Below are 16543 nucleotides of genomic sequence, written 5' to 3'. Positions count from 1 at the left end.
TACTTTTTGTTGTGATGAAATCAGCACTTAATTATCTTCGTCAGTCTCTTTTGGTAATTGTTTAGAACGTTGTTTGTTTCGTCTTTTTCGAATGTAACGCACGAGTAAGAATGCGACTCCGAGAACTAGAAGAAATGGAATCAGACCAGCTAGAAGGATAATTCCATCCATTAAAAGTACAATAAGATCTGCAATCGAAGTGGTAAATGCATCGACCATTTGAGACCAAAGAGGTGGTCGATCTTTTGGCGCGATTTGTGCATTTTGAGAAAGTGAAATCTCGACAGTAGAGTAATCGACACGATTCTGGAGATACTGTAATCTCCCTTTGATTTGTTCTAACTCACTTTGCGTTGTATCTAGTTGTTTTGCAATTTGAAGTAGATCTGCTGCTTGATTGGCATGCTTCATAAAATCAAGAAGGCGTTGTTCCATCGCTTGTTTTGCCTTTAATCGTGATTCTAAATCTACTAGTTGCTCACTTACATCATCTCCTTGGATTGATAAGCTAGGAGAGGTTTGGGATAGTTTTTTTGCATCTTCTAAGAAAGTATGAAATTTATCTTTTGGGACACGGTACGTTACAGTAGCGCTTTCGGTCTCTTCATATTTTTGCTCCTGACTTTGAATTAAATAAGCACCTGCTAGTTTTGCATTCTTCTCTATTTCTGTGAGAGTAGCTTTTTTATCTTTTACATGAATGGAAAGTTGTGCGTGATAGACCATTTGTGTCTTATTAAATGAATTGGGCAAAGGATCAGAAGAATTTACCGAAGAATCTTCTGATGATGATATTCTGCTTTTGCTTTCCAACGACATGGATTCTGTTTTGGAATCTTGTGGAGCAACACTAGAAAAACTGCTACCGCTATCTTTTGTAGCATTTTCATCGCTGCCACACCCCGTTAAGGCAATGGCAAAAAGTAGAATCATTATCCAAGCGCTTTTCCTTATCTTATAATAGAACATAGGAACCTCCTAAAATGTGTGGTACCTATTTAGACGTTGTAAACTAGAAGTAAGTTGCAGGGGGATTATGAACAAAATGTTATATGAACTAAATGGAGAACAAATTCGGCACCAATTAACTCAATTAGAAGTATGTCATCAAGTATTGCAACAGCTAGATCAAAAGGATTTAGGTTTAGTGGAGACATTTGCATTAGCTCGATCATTGCATCTCGCAGTAGAGTGTATGATAGACATAGGGAATAGCTTAATTGATGGATTTATTATGCGAGATCCTGGAGGATATCATGATATCGTGGATATTATGGAAGATGAGAAAGTGATCACTCCAGAGTTAGCAAGTCAATTGCATCCAAAGGTAGATTTACGTGAACGATTGATCCGATATTATCATCTCATTACCAAAGAAGAGCTACAAGAACATACTAGGGAACTAGGCATATATCCTGATTTTGTGAAACAGGTAACTGCTTTTTTGGAGCAAGAAAAAGAGAAAGGCAATATAGCGGATTTCTAAAAGTTGTACATAAAAACGCATTAGAAATGATCTGAGAGGTTAATTAGTTCCCTAAAGTAAACGGAGAGATGCTGATCTAGGGAGCGACTTTGTCATTGCAACGAAGCGAGTATGAACAAGCTTCTCGGAGTGAGTGAAATAATTTCTAATATTGCTAGGAAGAGGGCACAAATGAGATACCAGGCTTATTTTATTGACTTAGATGGCACTTTGTATCATGGGACAAAAGCGATTCCAGAAGCGATTGACTTTATGAAAGAGCTAGAGCAAAAAGGAATTCCGTATCTTTATGTAACCAATAACTCGACCAAAACACCGCAACAAGTAGCCGAGCATCTGCATCAATTAGGTTTTCCCGCAGATGCAAATAAAGTTTACACTTCTGCAATGGCAACTGCTGCTTATTTACAAGAAGAGATGTCATCACCTGATGTTTTTGTAATTGGAGAATATGGCTTAGAACAAGCTGTGCAGGAGGTTGGATGCCGTATTGTTCAAGAAGAGGCAGAAGCGGTGGTCGTTGGATTGGATCGCGATTTTCACTATGATAAGTTGAGTATCGCTGTAAAGGCAATCCGAGCAGGTGCCAAGTATATTGGAACCAATGCAGACCGAGTGCTACCTACTGAAGCAGGCATTTTTCCAGGCAGTGGTTCCATTAACAAAGCAGTAGAGTGGTCAACAGGAGTGGAACCACTGTTTATCGGCAAACCAGAACCGATTATTTTACGTTATGCGGCAAAACGCTTAGAAGTAGATCTTGCTGAAGTATTGATGATCGGAGATAACATGGATACGGATATTTTAGCTGGAGTTAAAAGCGGGATGGAGACATTGCTAGTTCTAACCGGGGTGACAGACCAAGCAACGCTGGAACGTTATCAGATTCAACCTACTTATGTGGTGAAGAGTTTGTCTGAATGGAAATTTAATTAGATAGAGCATGTTGCATAATTAGCCTAATGCCAGAGGTTTGCCCCTTTTGAAATGCGAAGACGAGAACCAGTCACAGTTAAGATCTCAGAGAGTATGTTTCCAAATGGACAGCTTAGGCATCCTTTTTTGTGTTTCAGATAGCTTCTAGAAGAGGAGTTGGACGTTCGTGGAACAATGGAAGGATATTACACAAGTAGCCTTGCCTCTCCCGTTTCCTCTCAAAACAATTCATGCTTATGTTTTAGAAGGGAAAACAGGTCTCACGATTGTAGATACAGGTCTTCATACCAAGGAAACAGAAGAAGTTTGGGATCGACTATTAGCGGAGAAAAATCGTAAGTGGACGGATATTGAGAAAATTGTATTGACCCATTACCATCCAGATCATTATGGATTTGCAGGTCGAATGCAACAAAAGTCTGGTGCTCCAGTCTATATATCGAAACTTGATTCAGACCAAGCACATCTCTTTTGGGGTAAGGATAGTACAATGGCATTTAAAATGGCCCATTTTTATGAAAAGCATGGGTTGAAAAAATCATTGGTTGACCAGATTCCAGAACATCTAAAGAGTTTTGTCCCTTGGGTCAATCCGCACCCAGATGTTACTTATATAGCTGCTGGTGAGACGATCCAAATGGGAGATCGAGAATACCAAATTTTGCACACACCGGGTCATGCAGATGGGCATCTAAGTTTTTGGGATAAGGAGAGAAGATGGCTAATAGCGGGCGATGCGATCCTACCTCGAATCACCCCTAATATTAGCTTATGGCCGGCTTGTGATCCGAATCCATTAGGGCTCTATCTCCAAACTTTGCAAAACTTAAAAGAACTCCCTGCGGAACTTGTTTTTTCGGCACATGGAGCTGTCTTTTCTGAGCTAATAGGTCGCATTGTTCAGTTAGAGAAACATCATGCCAGACGGTTGCAGCATTTGCTTGATCTCCTAGCAAAACAGAGAAAAGTTTCTGCTGCAACTGCCTGCGATTCATTATTTGGTACAGATCTTTCGATCCATAATCTGCGTTTTGCACTTTCCGAAACTCTGGCACATCTAGAGTTTTTAGTAGCGAAAGGAACAGCAAAACGAATCGAAGAGGCGGAACATACTTTTTATGTAATTGTTTAGGATTGCTGATCGTGAGCCAAGCGTGCTGCAGCTGCTGCAGCTATTGCACCAACCAAATCATCAAGAAATGTATGGACTTGTCCAGTAGATTTATCATTTAAACGTTTGAGGACTCCAGGTTTTAACCGGTCAATATACCCATAGTTGGTAAATCCGATGGAACCGTATACATTCAAGATGGCGATTGAGAGAACTTCATCAATTCCATAAAGGCTCTCGTCCTGTCGGATAATCGATAGGAGTGGCTCTGCTAACTGATTTTTTTCTGCTAGGAGATCTAGTTGGATGCCTGTCCAAACGGCATTCTGGATCTCCCTTTTTTTTAGCACCGTACAGACACTGTCTTGACACATTTCGTGGGTCAGATTTGGGATAAAAGGCTCTTGTAAAAAATAGGTTAACTCTGCAATTTCGGCAACGGATACACCACGATCCTTTATCCATTTTAACGTAAGTTGATATGATTCTTCTCGTGTTAATTCTGATATATTCATCTAGATCCATCCCTCCAGTAGTAGTTTTGCTTATCGAAGGAGAATTTATCAAAAAGAGTAATCGTGATGTTAAAGGAAGAGTACGTTAGAAACAGTCTTAGGAGTGTATGAAATGGCGCCAAAAACAGCACTTATTACTGGTAGCAGTAGTGGTTTAGGGAAAAAAATTCAGGAAGTATTGACATCTGATGGTTGGAGATTGGTCTTAAATAGTAGATCCCATCGATCTACGCAGGAAAATAATCATCTTTATGTCTCATACGATGTGACGGATCAGCGTCAAGTGTGTGAGCTGAGAGAAGAGGTGGAGAAGGAAATATGTTCACTAGACGCAGTAATCCATACAGTCGGTCCGTTTATCCGCGAGAGAAAACTGTTTCTAGAGCATTCTGTTTCCGACATATTAAAGTTAACAGAAGGTAATTTACTCAGTTCTTTCTGGATTGCCAAGGAATTCCTCCCCATGATCCGACAAAGTGGAAATGGCAGGTTGATCTATTTTGGATTTGGCAGAGTAGAAGAGGCTCCCGCATGGCCAGATCGCTCTGTTTATGCAGCGACGAAGACTGCTCTTGCCTCTTTTACCAAGTCGTTGGCAGTCGAAGAAGCCTGTCATGGGGTGACGGTCAATCTACTTTGTCCAGGAGACATAGTAGGAGAGAAGAAAGAAATGTCGATCAAAGAAGTTTCTCAGCTTACAGATAATGAGACCCCAAGAGGGAGACCAGGATCTGGGGAAGATGTAGCACGAGTGGTTCAATTTTTATTAGAGGAGAAGGCAGATTTTTTTACCGGAAATATCTTGGACATAACAGGTGGATTAGATGTGATTACCCCTTTTTCGAAGCGTCTTACAAAATAAAATCCGATTACCGAAGAAAATCTAGAGAGGGACTTCGATGCATTCTCGGAGTAAGTGAAATTCCATTAGAAAAGAAAATGATTCTAAATGTATTTCCCTTTTAAATGCTACATATCATGTGGTAGCAAAAGAAAGGGTGATTGGATGGGGATCGCAGAAGATCTAAAAAGATGGACGGGAGAAATTCGGTTACCGGAACTAATTACCTATCAATATGGAATACAGGTGGAAGATGCTTCTCCTTATCAAGGGGTGATCTGGCTCAAGACTGACCAAGGAGAATTTGCTCTCAAGCAGTATCGTCAAGACAAGCAAACGTATCAAGCTCTTAAACAAATGCAAGAGCTTTCCGAAGATGAAAGTTATATGCTCGCACTCCCTATACCTACCAAAACTCAATCTCACTTTTTTTCAGGGTTTCATCGAACTTACAGTTTAATCCCTTGGGTCCATGCCAAAAAAGCAAGGCGTAAAAAACGAAAAGATTGGTTGCGAGCAACGGATGCCCTGGTAGCATTTCATCGAGATAGCATGGAGATCGAAAAACCGAAGATCTTAACCCAATTTTTTCGGCCGACTAATTGGAAAGAAAAAGCTAATTATGAATCCAATCGACTACAAAATTACATTCAAGCCAGTGCATGGACCGAACAGCCCTCTGAAATCGATTCTCTTTGGAACAGGCAGTCAGGCTACATAAGACACCTACTCGATACTTCGCTACAATTTTATGAGGATATCGATGGACCAGAATTGGAGAGATCCTTACAAACGAAAGGAAAACTCTGTCATGGTAGTTTTCGTCGGGAACATTGTTTGTTAGAGGGAAACAGTGTCACCCTTCTTGATCTGCACCACGCTAATTGGCAGACAAGCGCAGAAGAGCTGGCAAACTGGATGGAATATGCCTATGGGCAAACTGGTAGCATGGAGCTAGTATCCGAGATATTGAACCGCTATCAACAAGTGATAGATATAAAGGAAGAGCTTCCCTTGATCTACTGTTACACTCTCTATCCAAATCAGTATGTACTGGGATATACTCGAATTTTTCAAGATGATTCAGTGGATCAAGAGCATGCTGCGGCATTACGACGGCTATGGCAACAGGAACAAGCCAGAACTGGTTATCTACAAGGAATTTCGCAACTGCCAGCATTTCAAGAAATGAACGTAGCTAAAATAACATGGCTGTAAATACGAAATATGGTATAAGATATTCCCTTCTCCTTTTTCCGAGAGAGGGGATTTGTTATAATCAAACAAGATTCAAAAATTTGTAATAAGTCTTTAGAAAGGACGCTTATGCTACGAAAAAAACAATTTTGGATAATAGCGTTGGTATTAGTTGTTTTATATGGAGTATATTCCTACGTGAGACCATCTGATGCGGAGGATTTGAGTGAGGTGAAGTTATATGAACCTCCTCCACGTACCAATCTGATCTTACTCTCACCAGAAGCGTTTACACAACTCGATTCTTCACGCACGATGCAACAATCTACCATGAATTTGTTGAATCAGATTCAAGAAGGACTCGTTAGAATGAACGAGAAACAAGAGATTGTTCCAGCTTTAGCAAGTAGTTATGTTGCAGATGCTCAAAATAAAGTATTTACGTTCACCATTCGACAAGAGGCAAAATGGTCCGATGGACAACCAGTTAAGGCAGCAGATTTTCAATATGCTTGGCTTCGAGCTTTGCGTCCCGATAGTGAATTCCCATATCCTAATTTATTTTATGCGATTCACAATGCGGAGGCTTATAAGACAGGAAAAGTAAACGAAACGCAAGTGGGAATTAAAGTTTTAAATGATCATACACTTCAAGTAACTTTAAATAGAAGTTTTCCTGATTTTCCTCAGTTGCTAATTCAGACACCATATTTTCCTATGAGGAAAGATATAGTAGATGCCTATCAGGAAAGTTATGGGACAGATGCTAGTACATTAGTTTATTCAGGGCCATTTAGATTACAGGCTTTTTCCGCTGAATCGTCTTCACTAATTCCCAACGAATTTTATTGGGATAAAGGAAATGTGAAATTAAAAGACCTTAGAATCAATGTAGAACAAAATACAGCTAAACATGAAGATTTATATAAAAATGATAAAGTGGATGTAATAAAAGTAGGCGGAGAGTTGTATAAATCATCTCAATTAAATCCAGAATTAGTTAAAGTAAATGGCAATCAGATTTCCTATTTACAATTAAATTTGAATAAGGAGATCTTTAGTAACTCAAATGTTTTAAAAGCGATATCCACAACTTTAGATAAACAGGGACTTTCTAAGTTAGCCAATACACAAACTATTCTAACTGACAGAGTCTTATCAACTTTCACCCAACCGAACAATTCTGATGTTCTATCTATGTTAGATAAGGGGTTGCTAGAGCTTGGGAAGCGTAAGTCGGATATAGAACTTACTCTTTTGGTTGAAGATAACTTAATTCAAAAAAACCTTGCTCAAAATGTAAAAAATCAATTTCTACAAAAGCTAAAAATTAATACAAAAATTGTTGAATTAAATTTAGATAAACAAAAAAGAGAAGAATACAAAGGTACATATGATCTTAGTCTCACTAGTTGGGTAATTTACGATGTAATGGACTTTTTGGATAAATGGCACTCCAAATCTCCATACAACACTTCCAACTACAGCAACCCAAAATTCGACCAACTACTCGACCAAGCAAAAAACAACCCAACAGACGCAGCTCATCAACGAGCGCTATTAGAACAAGCGGAGCAAGTTCTCTTACAAGAAGATGCGGCTACAATCCCACTCTTTTTCTTTGGAAGCAGTTGGCTTCAAAAACCACGAGTAAAAGGGGTTGTCTATCATCCAGCAGGTCCAGAGTATACACTAAAGTGGGCGACGCTTATTCCACTTAAAACGAATCCATAATAAAAGCCATTCGCGATTTTCTCGTGAATGGCTTTTTTCTTTCAAACCTTATAGTACTTGTTCTACCTCACGTACATCTGGAATTTCTTCCATCAAAGCACGTTCAATCCCTGCTTTTAGCGTAATAGTGGAACTTGGGCAGCTTCCGCATGCACCGAGTAGACGAACACGTACAATCCCGTCTTCAATTTCTACTAACTCTACGTCTCCACCATCTCGTTGGATATATGGGCGTAATTTATCTAGAACTTCTTGTACTTTTGCTTCCATTGGTATATCTCCTTCCCCAAACATGACGTACCTCCTATTATTGTAAAAAATAAATGCGGGAAAATCAATCTAACTGTCGGATGAAAGCAGTGAGTGATACATGATAAAATCAAGAGAAGCAATAACTATAACTAGGTTGGGACGTGGGATGATGCAGGTTTATCGGAACGTCAAAGAATTAATTGGAAAAACCCCTATTATGCAATTACAAGGAGATACGACTTGGAAAAGTTCGATTTTTGCCAAGCTAGAGTTCCTAAATCCTGGGGGAAGCGTGAAAGACCGCTTAGGAATTGGGTTAATTCGACATGGCGAGGAAACAGGCAAATTACAACCTGGCGGAACCATTATTGAACCAACAGCGGGAAATACAGGGATTGGAATTGCGTTAGCAGCAGTTGGTAGCGGTTACAATGTAATGTTTGTAGTTCCAGAGAAGTTTTCTACGGAAAAACAAGAGTTAATGAGAGCGCTCGGTGCCGAAGTGGTAAATACCCCTACCGAATTGGGGATCACAGGAGCGATAGCCAAAGCTCAAGAATTAGCAAGCCAAATCCCTGGATCATATGTGCCTCAACAATTTGAAAACCCAGCTAATCCGCAAATTCATTATGACACCACAGGGCCTGAAATCTGGGAACAGATGGATGGAAAGGTGGATGTGCTTGTAGCAGGTGCAGGTTCTTCTGGTACATTCATGGGGGTTGCCAAATATTTGAAAGAGAAAAACCCGAAGATCCGAACTGTGATCGTGGAGCCAGAGGGTTCTATTATCAATGGTGGAGAACCGGGTCCTCATAAAACCGAAGGAATTGGAATGGAGTTATTTCCTTCGTTTTTTCAACGTGAGCTAATCGATCAAGTGTATACTGTAGAGGATGTTGATGCTTTTAAAATGGTGCAAGTTCTTGCCCAAAAAGATGGTATGCTAGTGGGGAGTTCCTCTGGAGCAGCATATTATGCAGCAATGCAAGAAGCGCAAAAACAGGTGAATCAGAATATTGTGGTCATCTTTCCAGATAGTAGCGAACGATATCTGAGTAAACAGATCTATCAAGGAGGCATTTAAGTGAAAAAAGATACATTATTGATTCATGGTGGAGTAATGGGTGATAAAGCAACAGGAGCGGTAAGTGTTCCAATTTATCAAGTCTCCACTTTTGCACAAGATGGTGCAGGAAAGCATCGTGGTTATGAATATGCTCGTACAGGAAATCCAACACGTGATGCATTAGAACGACTGATTGCGGATCTAGAGAGTGGATCTCATGGATTAGCCTTTGCCTCAGGAATGGCGGCAATGTCTACGGTTCTCGCACTCTATAGCCAAGGGGATCATTTAGTGATGGGAGATGATGTTTATGGTGGAACATATCGTGTTCTCCATAAAGTGTTTTCTCGTTTAGGGATCACACATACTGCTGTAGATACGAGTGATCCAGCCCAAGTAGAGAAGGCGATTCAACCTAATACAAAAGCGATTCTTGTCGAGACGCCAACCAATCCTTTGCTAAAAGTAACGGACCTGTCTGCGATTGCCAAGATATCCAAGGCAAAGAATCTCCATTTTATTGTAGACAACACGTTTATGACCCCATATTGGCAAAATCCACTTACATTAGGTGCGGATATCGTAGTGCACAGTGCGACGAAATATTTAGGTGGTCATAGTGATGTAGTTTCTGGTTTAGTGGTAGTCAATTCAGAGGAACTTGCAGAGCAGCTGTATTTTCTTCAAAACTCGATCGGTGCTGTATTGGGACCACACGATTCTTGGCTCCTAATGCGAGGAATAAAGACATTGGGACTGCGGATGAAACAACATGAACAAAGTGCAAGACGAATTGCAGAATGGTTAGCGGATCATCCGAAAGTACAGAAGGTTTTTTATCCAGGACTTTCTACTCATCCAGGTCACTTGATTGCAGCGGAACAAGCAAATGGGTTTGGTGGTATGATTTCTTTTGAGGTGCAAGATGGGGAGGTAGCAGAAAAAGTACTGCGCTCTACCAAATATTTTGTTTTAGCGGAGAGCTTAGGAGCAGTAGAAAGTCTCATTTCGCTACCAGCAAAAATGACTCACGCCTCCATACCTGCTGAAAGACGTCAGGAGTTAGGAATAACAGACGGATTAATTCGGATCTCGGTGGGCGTAGAAGACGTAGAGGATTTAATTGAAGATCTTTCACAGGCACTTTCTTCCCACTCTTAATAGAGTTGAGCACCCTTTTACGATTCTTAGGGGTATAGAGGGAAGCCGAGAACCACTGAATAAAGAAAGAATCGAGGGGAATCATGGATAAAGAAACGATTCAAGTAGAAGTCTACGGCTTAGAACAAAGATGTGCTAGTTGTGTCAACCTGCCATCATCTAAAGAGACGGCAAGTTGGCTAGAAGCAGCACTACAACGAAAATATGGTTCCCAAGTGGCAGTAGTCTACGTCGATTTAGATTCACCTGAAAACGACCGTCAACAACAGTTTGCTACCAAAATCGTAGATGAAGATCTCTGGTATCCAGTAGTTATTATTCAGCAAGATATTGTAGCAGAGGGAAACCCGAAATTAAAAACAATCTATGAATCAGTAGAAAAACTAGGAGCAATAGCCCAAGATTGAACCTTTTTGCAGATGACTTCTGTTGACGGCACATAGATCGAATTCCATTTATTCTCTTTTTCTACTTGGGAAATTGGCAGTTTATGTGTATAATATTTTTTTAGTAAGCTCACCAATATATTATACACAGTGATGAAACGGAGTCGATGACATGAGACCGTTGGTGGAATTCTGTGTCAACAATCTAACTCCAGACGTACTTGAGATTAAGAAGGAATTAGAAAAAGACTATTCTATTGATGTAATAGATTATGGTTGTTTAGGGTATTGTGGAATTTGTGCTCGCCAGCCATATGCTCTTGTAAATGGAGAGATGGTAAAAGGCAAGAATGCTACCGATCTCTACAAGAGAATTTATCGTGAGATTGAAGCGATTAAAATTCGATACTAAGCACGACAAAAAACCGCTGTGCCTTTAAGGACAGCGGTTTTTATTTGCATGAATATTAGCTCACGAGTTTCAAATACTTATTCATATACTTTAATCTCATTATAGAAGGTATCTCGCTCAACTGGAATACGACCTGCCCCTTGAATTAGCCAAATTAATTCATCCCGTGTCAACGCTGTTTGGGTCAGAGCACCTGCTGCGTGACTGATTCGCTCTTCTACCAAGGTACCATGGATATCGGAGACACCGTAATGCATAGAGAGTTGAGTGAGTTGAGCACCGATATTAATCCAATACGATTTGATATGTGGGAAATTATCTAACATCAACCGGCTAATAGCCAAAGTGCGCATATCGTCCATTGCAGAGTTACGACGGCGAATAGAGGCACTTTGTTTTTTCGGTTGAATAGCAAGAGGAATAAAGACCATAAAGCCATTCGTCTCATCTTGAAGCTCTCTAACTCGTTGCATATGAACTAGTCGCTCTTCTTTGGATTCAATAGAGCCATATAGCATGGTCACATGTGTTTTCAGACCAAGTTGATGTGCGATTCGATGGTTTTCAATATATTCATCCGTACTTGCCTTGTCTGGGCTCATGATGGCACGGTAACGTTCTGTTAGGATTTCGGCACCACCACCAGGTATCGTATCCAAGCCTGCATCTATCAATTCCCGCATGATCGTTTCGACGGAGCGTCCTGTGATCTGACTAAAAAATTGTATTTCTGCAGCAGTATACGCTTTGATCGTTACATTTGGGTAATTCTTTTTTAGGATGGCGATCGTATCCAAATAATAGTCAAATGGCACTTTATGGTTGTGCCCACCCACTATATGGAATTCGCGAGTAGTATTCGTCATACGAGCTCCAACATAATGGAGTAGCTCATCAGGGGACATAGTGTAAGCTCCATCTTCATCAGGATCCCGACGGAACCCACAGAAAGCACATTTGGCTTCACATACATTGGTTGGATTTATGTACATGTTTTCGATGAAATAAACTTTGTTTCCATTTCTTTTCAGATTCGCTTCATTTGCTAGTTGTGCAATTGTGAGAAGATCTGGTGTTTCATAAAGTACAAGTCCGTCCTCAATCGAGAGTCGTTCTCCATTTCGTACTTTGTCTGCTACTTTCTGTAACTTTTGATCGAGTATGAGAGTAGACATTCGGATATTCCCCTTCCTTCTCTTTGCCTGTTTTGCTGATTGAGATGTGTTGAACAAGATCGTTATTAGTTAACATAGAATTTTTCAAAAGGTTATACGAAAATAACATGTTCTACAAATATTGGAGTAAGTGCGGATCGAAAGATATGAAGATCATTTCTAGTTCTAGTTCTAAAAAAAATCCTCCATAGAAACTACTCTAACTTTGTCTATTTTATCACAAACTTCTTTAGATGAATATCAATCAAACACACTATAGTAGTCAAATAATGTCGAAATGAGGAAAATAATGGTCAAAAATATACTTATCATTAGGTATATTAAGGAAAAAAGTCGAAAAACCGTACAGCTATGAAGGGTTTTGCCTATTAATTAGCAAAAATATACAAAAAATGTGAAAAAAATAAAAAATGCGTTTCTTTCTGACGTGAACCGTTGTATACTAAAAACTGGTAGCGTAAAGAAATGACAATTTTAGAGTTTGTTGCTATTTTGGAGGTCGAAACAACAGACTCTGCAAAGGAGGGGTTTCCGTTGTGGAAGCGGAAACTAGAGGAGAAGATAGAAGCAACTCGAAAGAAAATGGAAGATACTGCTAAGGTTTTGGGGATTGGTCATCCCAAAGTATATCAATTAAGTGTGGAGTTAGATGAACTTCACAATGAATGGCATCAGAGACATAATAGAAATTCCTCTTTTTACACATATCACAAGGCTATTGTTCATGCGAAAGAAGAATCGATTTACTATCGCACCGTTGTGTAAAAAGGTTGAGCAGGATCAACAAACCTCGGTATACTAGATAAAAGAAAGGGGTTTTTCCTGTGATTACCTTAACAGAACAAGCTGCTTTAAAAGTAAAAGAAATGCTACAAGAAACAGACAATCCAACAGAGCAATACTTACGTGTAGGCGTAAGTGATGGTGGATGTAGTGGTTTATCATACAGTATGGGATTTGACGATCAAAAAAGCGAACAGGATGTAGTAGTGGAATCGAATGGTGTTCGTGTGCTTGTTGATGATCGAAGCCGGCCCATATTGCATGGAACAGTCATCGACTATAAAGAGTCTATGATGGGTGGGGGTTTCTCCATAGAAAACCCAAATGCCATTGCTTCTTGTGGATGTGGTTCTTCGTTTCGTACAGCTACCGAGTCAGGAAATCCTGGTGATTGCTAAATAGAATAAAGGTAAAATAAGCAGAGTGAATCTGCATCTCCCAATATAAACTGGACAAGGGCTTCTCTAAGTCTTAGAGAATGGAACCTTGTACCGAAAAAAAGAGCTTCTCTTACAATGTAGAGGAGCTCTTTTCTTGTACCAAGTAAGTACCCATGTAATTACACTGTGTACAATAAAATTGATGTGGACATTGATGATTGGCGTGATCAAGCAGGCCATTATCCCGTTTCATATCTTCTAATGGTAAATAAGGGCTATAGTCGTAATACAGATAAGAAACAGGTCCATAATCTAAAAGAGTCTCACCACATTTTGGACATGGGTTAGAGTTTTGTTCCCATCCATTACAAAGTGGACAAATATAAGATTGCATACAAAAGTCTCCTCCTCTTGGTTAGTGTTACAGGGAGAGGAGGAGATCATTCATGGTTTACCTACCCGACTTGTACAAAAACACTTCCGATATTTGGTAAGGAGATGGTTTTCAATTAGAATGCCTTAGTGTCTTTAGATAGATCGTTAGGCATTTTAAATGAAGGATGAAACACCAGTCTCATTTTGAAATGGGATTTTACTTATCTATAGTTTATAAAGACAAATTGGAACTGTGACCAGGTTGCAGACGGGATTCGGGATCAATATACTGTTTGGCATTATTTACAGCAGTTGGTGCTTCACCGAAGCCAACCGCAATTAATTTTACTTTTCCATCATAGTGAGCAATATCTCCTGCTGCGTAAATTCCAGCGATGTTAGTTTCCATCCGAGTATTTACGACAATTCCACCGCTTTCAATTTGAAGGCCCCAATCTTGAATGGGACCCAAGGAAGAGACGAAGCCATAGCTCACGATGACATCATCGACTGCTAGTTCTTCTTCAATACCACTTTTTCGGTCCGCAATCTTGACAGTTTCAATTTGTTGTTCTCCTTCGAGTGACACTAGTTCGCGTGGTGTAATCACTTGAACACTCGATTTTTTTAAGTTATCGACGCTATGTTCATGTGCACGGAATTTGTCACGACGATGAATGAGAGTTACTTGTTTCGCAATTGGTTCTAACATAAGCGCCCAGTCTACAGCAGAGTCTCCGCCACCTGCAATGAGGACTTTTCTACCAGTAAATCGACTTAAATCGGAAACGAAATAATGAAGATTGGTCTTTTCGAATTGATCTGCATTAGGTAGATTCACTTTACGTGGCTCAAATGCTCCGCAACCTGCAGTAATGATAATCGCTTTTGCGGTATGTATTCCTTTGGTTGTTACGACTTCGAAATGCCGTTCTGCCTTTTTGATTACTTGAAGTACTTTTTCATCTAGACAATACTCTGGCTCAAACAAACGTGCTTGCTCCACTAACTGATTTACCAGTTCTTGTGCGGTCACTTTTGGAAAACCTGCTACATCATAAATGTATTTATCTGGATATAGTGCAGCTAGTTGTCCACCCAACTGAGGCATGCTTTCTAACACTTTGACAGATGCTTTACGCATACCAGCATAAAAAGCAGCAAAAAGACCAGCTGGACCGCCACCGATGATTAAAATATCTTTTTCGCTCATTGGAGATCTCCTCCGATTTCTTTCCATCTCTGTTAGATTTATAATGCCCATTCAAATATTATACCACGCAAAAGGGGATATTCCGGTAGATTATTTCAATAATTTAGATAAATCAGCACCTTGTTTTGGGTAGATTGTTCGGATAAGTATATAAAATATGGAGACAATGTGAACAAAAGTCCTTGCGAAAAGCTCGTGAAAGGAATATCATATTGTTTGGCATATTAAACGACCATTTTTTTAAAGTACTTTGTGAGAACTATAACAATAAAACCATTAGATGGAAGTGATATGGGATGAGCGAACCAAAAAAAGTCTTGGTGCTAGGAGCTGGATATGGCGGCTTGATGACAGCAAAAGGCTTAGCGAAACAACTTAGCAGTTCTGAAGCAGAAGTGACGCTGGTAAATCAAAATTCGTATCACTATTTTACGACGGAACTTCACAAACCAGCAGCAGGAACATCTCATCATGATCACACACGTGTTGAGATTGCTTCTTTGTTACCTCGTAGCGTAAAGTTTGTGCAAGATCGTGTAAAAGCGATCAAGTTAGAGGAGAAAAAAGTAGAATTAGAAGGAAGTAATGAAGAACTTTCTTATGATTATCTAGTAGTAGGTTTAGGTAGTGCACCAGAAACCTTTGGAATTAAAGGGTTACTGGAAAATGCTTATTTTATTCGTAATATTGATAGTGTCCGTCGCATTCGGGAACATATGGAATACATGTTCTCACGTTATGCAGATGAGAAAAAAGATGAGTTAATTACGATCGTAGTCGGTGGTGCCGGATTTACCGGGATCGAATATGTGGGTGAGCTAGTGGATCGTATTCCAGAGCTTTGCCGTTACTATGATATCCCAGAAGGTAAAGTACGCATTGTAAACGTCGAAGCAGCTCCAACGGTACTTCCTGGTTTTGATGAGGCACTTGTGAAATACGCAGTGGACTATCTCAGTAGCAAAGGCGTAGAGTTCAAAATCAGCACTCCGATTGAAGAGTGCACCGAAGAGGGAGTTATCCTCAAAGGTGGCGAAGAAATCAAATCAGCTACCGTTGTATGGACTGGTGGGGTTCGCGGTAACAAAGTAGTCGAGGATTCGGGTATTGATACGATGCGTGGTCGAGTTAAAGTAGATGAATTGCTACGTGCACCAGGTCATGAGAACGTATTTATTGTGGGTGACTGTTCGTTAATGATTAATAAAGAAAACGATCGTCCTTACCCACCAACTGCACAGATGGCAACACAACAAGGTCAACAGTTAGCCAAAAATCTTGCTTCCTTCATTCGCGGTGGCGAAATGAAACCATTTGTTTATGAACCAAAAGGTACAGTTGCTTCTCTTGGAAAGAGGGTGGCGATTGGCGTAGTAGGATCCAAAAAGCTAACAGGTGGACTAGCCGCATTTATGAAAAAAGTAATTGACCTTCGTTGGTTGTACCTTTTAGGCGGTATTGGTTTAGTTCTCCGTAAAGGGAAACTTTAAACTATATTCGATTGCTGAATATGTTAG

The 16543-nt window shown here is 40.0% G+C and carries 19 protein-coding genes; 13 read left to right on the top strand and 6 right to left on the bottom strand.

The window, feature by feature from the left end:
- Nucleotides 1-27: 27 nt before the first annotated feature.
- Nucleotides 28-969, bottom strand: coding sequence for a DUF4349 domain-containing protein (locus VJ09_RS07985; RefSeq protein ID WP_044641000.1), 942 nt, complete (start codon nt 967-969; stop codon nt 28-30).
- 67 nt (nt 970-1036) lie between these two features.
- Between VJ09_RS07985 and VJ09_RS07980 the strand changes: the two genes are divergently transcribed.
- The 3 genes from VJ09_RS07980 (at nt 1037) to VJ09_RS07970 (ending at nt 3554) form a co-directional block, all read left to right on the top strand.
- Nucleotides 1037-1486, top strand: coding sequence for a DUF86 domain-containing protein (locus tag VJ09_RS07980; RefSeq protein WP_082050458.1), 450 nt, complete (start codon nt 1037-1039; stop codon nt 1484-1486).
- Nucleotides 1487-1657: 171 nt separating this feature from the next.
- A complete protein-coding gene (locus VJ09_RS07975; RefSeq protein ID WP_044640998.1) occupies nt 1658-2422 on the top strand; it encodes a TIGR01457 family HAD-type hydrolase in 765 nt (254 codons plus the stop codon).
- A 166-nt stretch (nt 2423-2588) separates the two neighbouring features.
- Nucleotides 2589-3554: an MBL fold metallo-hydrolase gene (locus VJ09_RS07970; protein WP_044640997.1), complete on the top strand. Its 966-nt coding sequence runs from the start codon at nt 2589-2591 to the stop codon at nt 3552-3554.
- Here the strand turns inward: VJ09_RS07970 and VJ09_RS07965 are convergent.
- Nucleotides 3551-4048 carry a phosphatidylglycerophosphatase A family protein gene (locus tag VJ09_RS07965; protein ID WP_044640996.1) on the bottom strand — a complete coding sequence of 166 codons (498 nt, stop codon included), beginning with the start codon at nt 4046-4048 and terminating at the stop codon, nt 3551-3553. The genes VJ09_RS07970 and VJ09_RS07965 overlap by 4 nt on opposite strands.
- Before the next feature lie 112 nt (nt 4049-4160).
- Between VJ09_RS07965 and VJ09_RS07960 the strand changes: the two genes are divergently transcribed.
- The 3 genes from VJ09_RS07960 to VJ09_RS07950 all read left to right on the top strand — a co-directional run bounded on the left by VJ09_RS07960 (nt 4161) and on the right by VJ09_RS07950 (nt 7820).
- Entirely contained in the window at nt 4161-4910 is a 750-nt protein-coding gene (locus tag VJ09_RS07960) for an SDR family oxidoreductase (RefSeq protein ID WP_044640995.1), read from the top strand.
- Between the two features lie 144 nt (nt 4911-5054).
- Entirely contained in the window at nt 5055-6107 is a 1053-nt protein-coding gene (locus VJ09_RS07955) for a phosphotransferase (RefSeq protein ID WP_044640994.1), read from the top strand.
- Nucleotides 6108-6284: 177 nt separating this feature from the next.
- Nucleotides 6285-7820, top strand: a complete 1536-nt coding sequence (locus VJ09_RS07950) for a peptide ABC transporter substrate-binding protein (protein ID WP_187118689.1) — start codon at nt 6285-6287, stop codon at nt 7818-7820.
- A 48-nt stretch (nt 7821-7868) separates the two neighbouring features.
- Here the strand turns inward: VJ09_RS07950 and VJ09_RS07945 are convergent, their stop codons facing one another.
- Nucleotides 7869-8114: a NifU family protein gene (locus VJ09_RS07945; RefSeq protein WP_407689977.1), complete on the bottom strand. Its 246-nt coding sequence runs from the start codon at nt 8112-8114 to the stop codon at nt 7869-7871.
- A 127-nt stretch (nt 8115-8241) separates the two neighbouring features.
- On the opposite strand from VJ09_RS07945, the gene VJ09_RS07940 reads away from it, so the two are divergent.
- From VJ09_RS07940 to VJ09_RS07925, 4 genes are all read left to right on the top strand, one after another.
- A complete protein-coding gene (locus tag VJ09_RS07940) occupies nt 8242-9159 on the top strand; it encodes a PLP-dependent cysteine synthase family protein (RefSeq protein ID WP_044640992.1) in 918 nt (305 codons plus the stop codon).
- Nucleotides 9160-10302: a bifunctional cystathionine gamma-lyase/homocysteine desulfhydrase gene (locus tag VJ09_RS07935; protein ID WP_044640991.1), complete on the top strand. Its 1143-nt coding sequence runs from the start codon at nt 9160-9162 to the stop codon at nt 10300-10302.
- 83 nt (nt 10303-10385) lie between these two features.
- The gene (locus tag VJ09_RS07930) at nt 10386-10709 is read left to right on the top strand and encodes a YuzD family protein (RefSeq protein WP_044640990.1); all 324 of its coding nucleotides are present in this window, start codon (nt 10386-10388) and stop codon (nt 10707-10709) included.
- Nucleotides 10710-10860: 151 nt separating this feature from the next.
- Nucleotides 10861-11100: a YuzB family protein gene (locus tag VJ09_RS07925; RefSeq protein WP_044640989.1), complete on the top strand. Its 240-nt coding sequence runs from the start codon at nt 10861-10863 to the stop codon at nt 11098-11100.
- Nucleotides 11101-11177: 77 nt separating this feature from the next.
- Here the strand turns inward: VJ09_RS07925 and mqnE are convergent, their stop codons facing one another.
- Entirely contained in the window at nt 11178-12275 is a 1098-nt protein-coding gene (gene mqnE / locus VJ09_RS07920; RefSeq protein ID WP_044640988.1) for an aminofutalosine synthase MqnE, read from the bottom strand.
- 534 nt (nt 12276-12809) lie between these two features.
- On the opposite strand from mqnE, the gene VJ09_RS07915 reads away from it, so the two are divergent.
- Both VJ09_RS07915 and VJ09_RS07910 read left to right on the top strand, forming a co-directional pair.
- On the top strand, nt 12810-13040 hold the full coding sequence (locus tag VJ09_RS07915; RefSeq protein ID WP_230199104.1) for an aspartyl-phosphate phosphatase Spo0E family protein: 231 nt from the start codon (nt 12810-12812) through the stop codon (nt 13038-13040).
- Between the two features lie 59 nt (nt 13041-13099).
- Entirely contained in the window at nt 13100-13456 is a 357-nt protein-coding gene (locus tag VJ09_RS07910) for a HesB/IscA family protein (RefSeq protein WP_082050457.1), read from the top strand.
- A 112-nt stretch (nt 13457-13568) separates the two neighbouring features.
- On the opposite strand, the gene VJ09_RS07905 is transcribed toward VJ09_RS07910, so the two are convergent.
- Nucleotides 13569-13832: a hypothetical protein gene (locus VJ09_RS07905; RefSeq protein WP_044640986.1), complete on the bottom strand. Its 264-nt coding sequence runs from the start codon at nt 13830-13832 to the stop codon at nt 13569-13571.
- A gap of 213 nt (nt 13833-14045) precedes the next feature.
- Entirely contained in the window at nt 14046-15026 is a 981-nt protein-coding gene (locus VJ09_RS07900; protein ID WP_044640985.1) for an NAD(P)/FAD-dependent oxidoreductase, read from the bottom strand.
- Between the two features lie 296 nt (nt 15027-15322).
- On the opposite strand from VJ09_RS07900, the gene VJ09_RS07895 reads away from it, so the two are divergent.
- Nucleotides 15323-16516: an NAD(P)/FAD-dependent oxidoreductase gene (locus VJ09_RS07895; RefSeq protein WP_044640984.1), complete on the top strand. Its 1194-nt coding sequence runs from the start codon at nt 15323-15325 to the stop codon at nt 16514-16516.
- Nucleotides 16517-16543: the final 27 nt, after the last annotated feature.

This window comes from Risungbinella massiliensis, assembly GCF_000942395.1.
Taxonomy (GTDB): Bacteria; Bacillota; Bacilli; order Thermoactinomycetales; family Thermoactinomycetaceae; genus Risungbinella; species Risungbinella massiliensis.
This window is presented reverse-complemented; position numbering and strand designations above follow the sequence as displayed.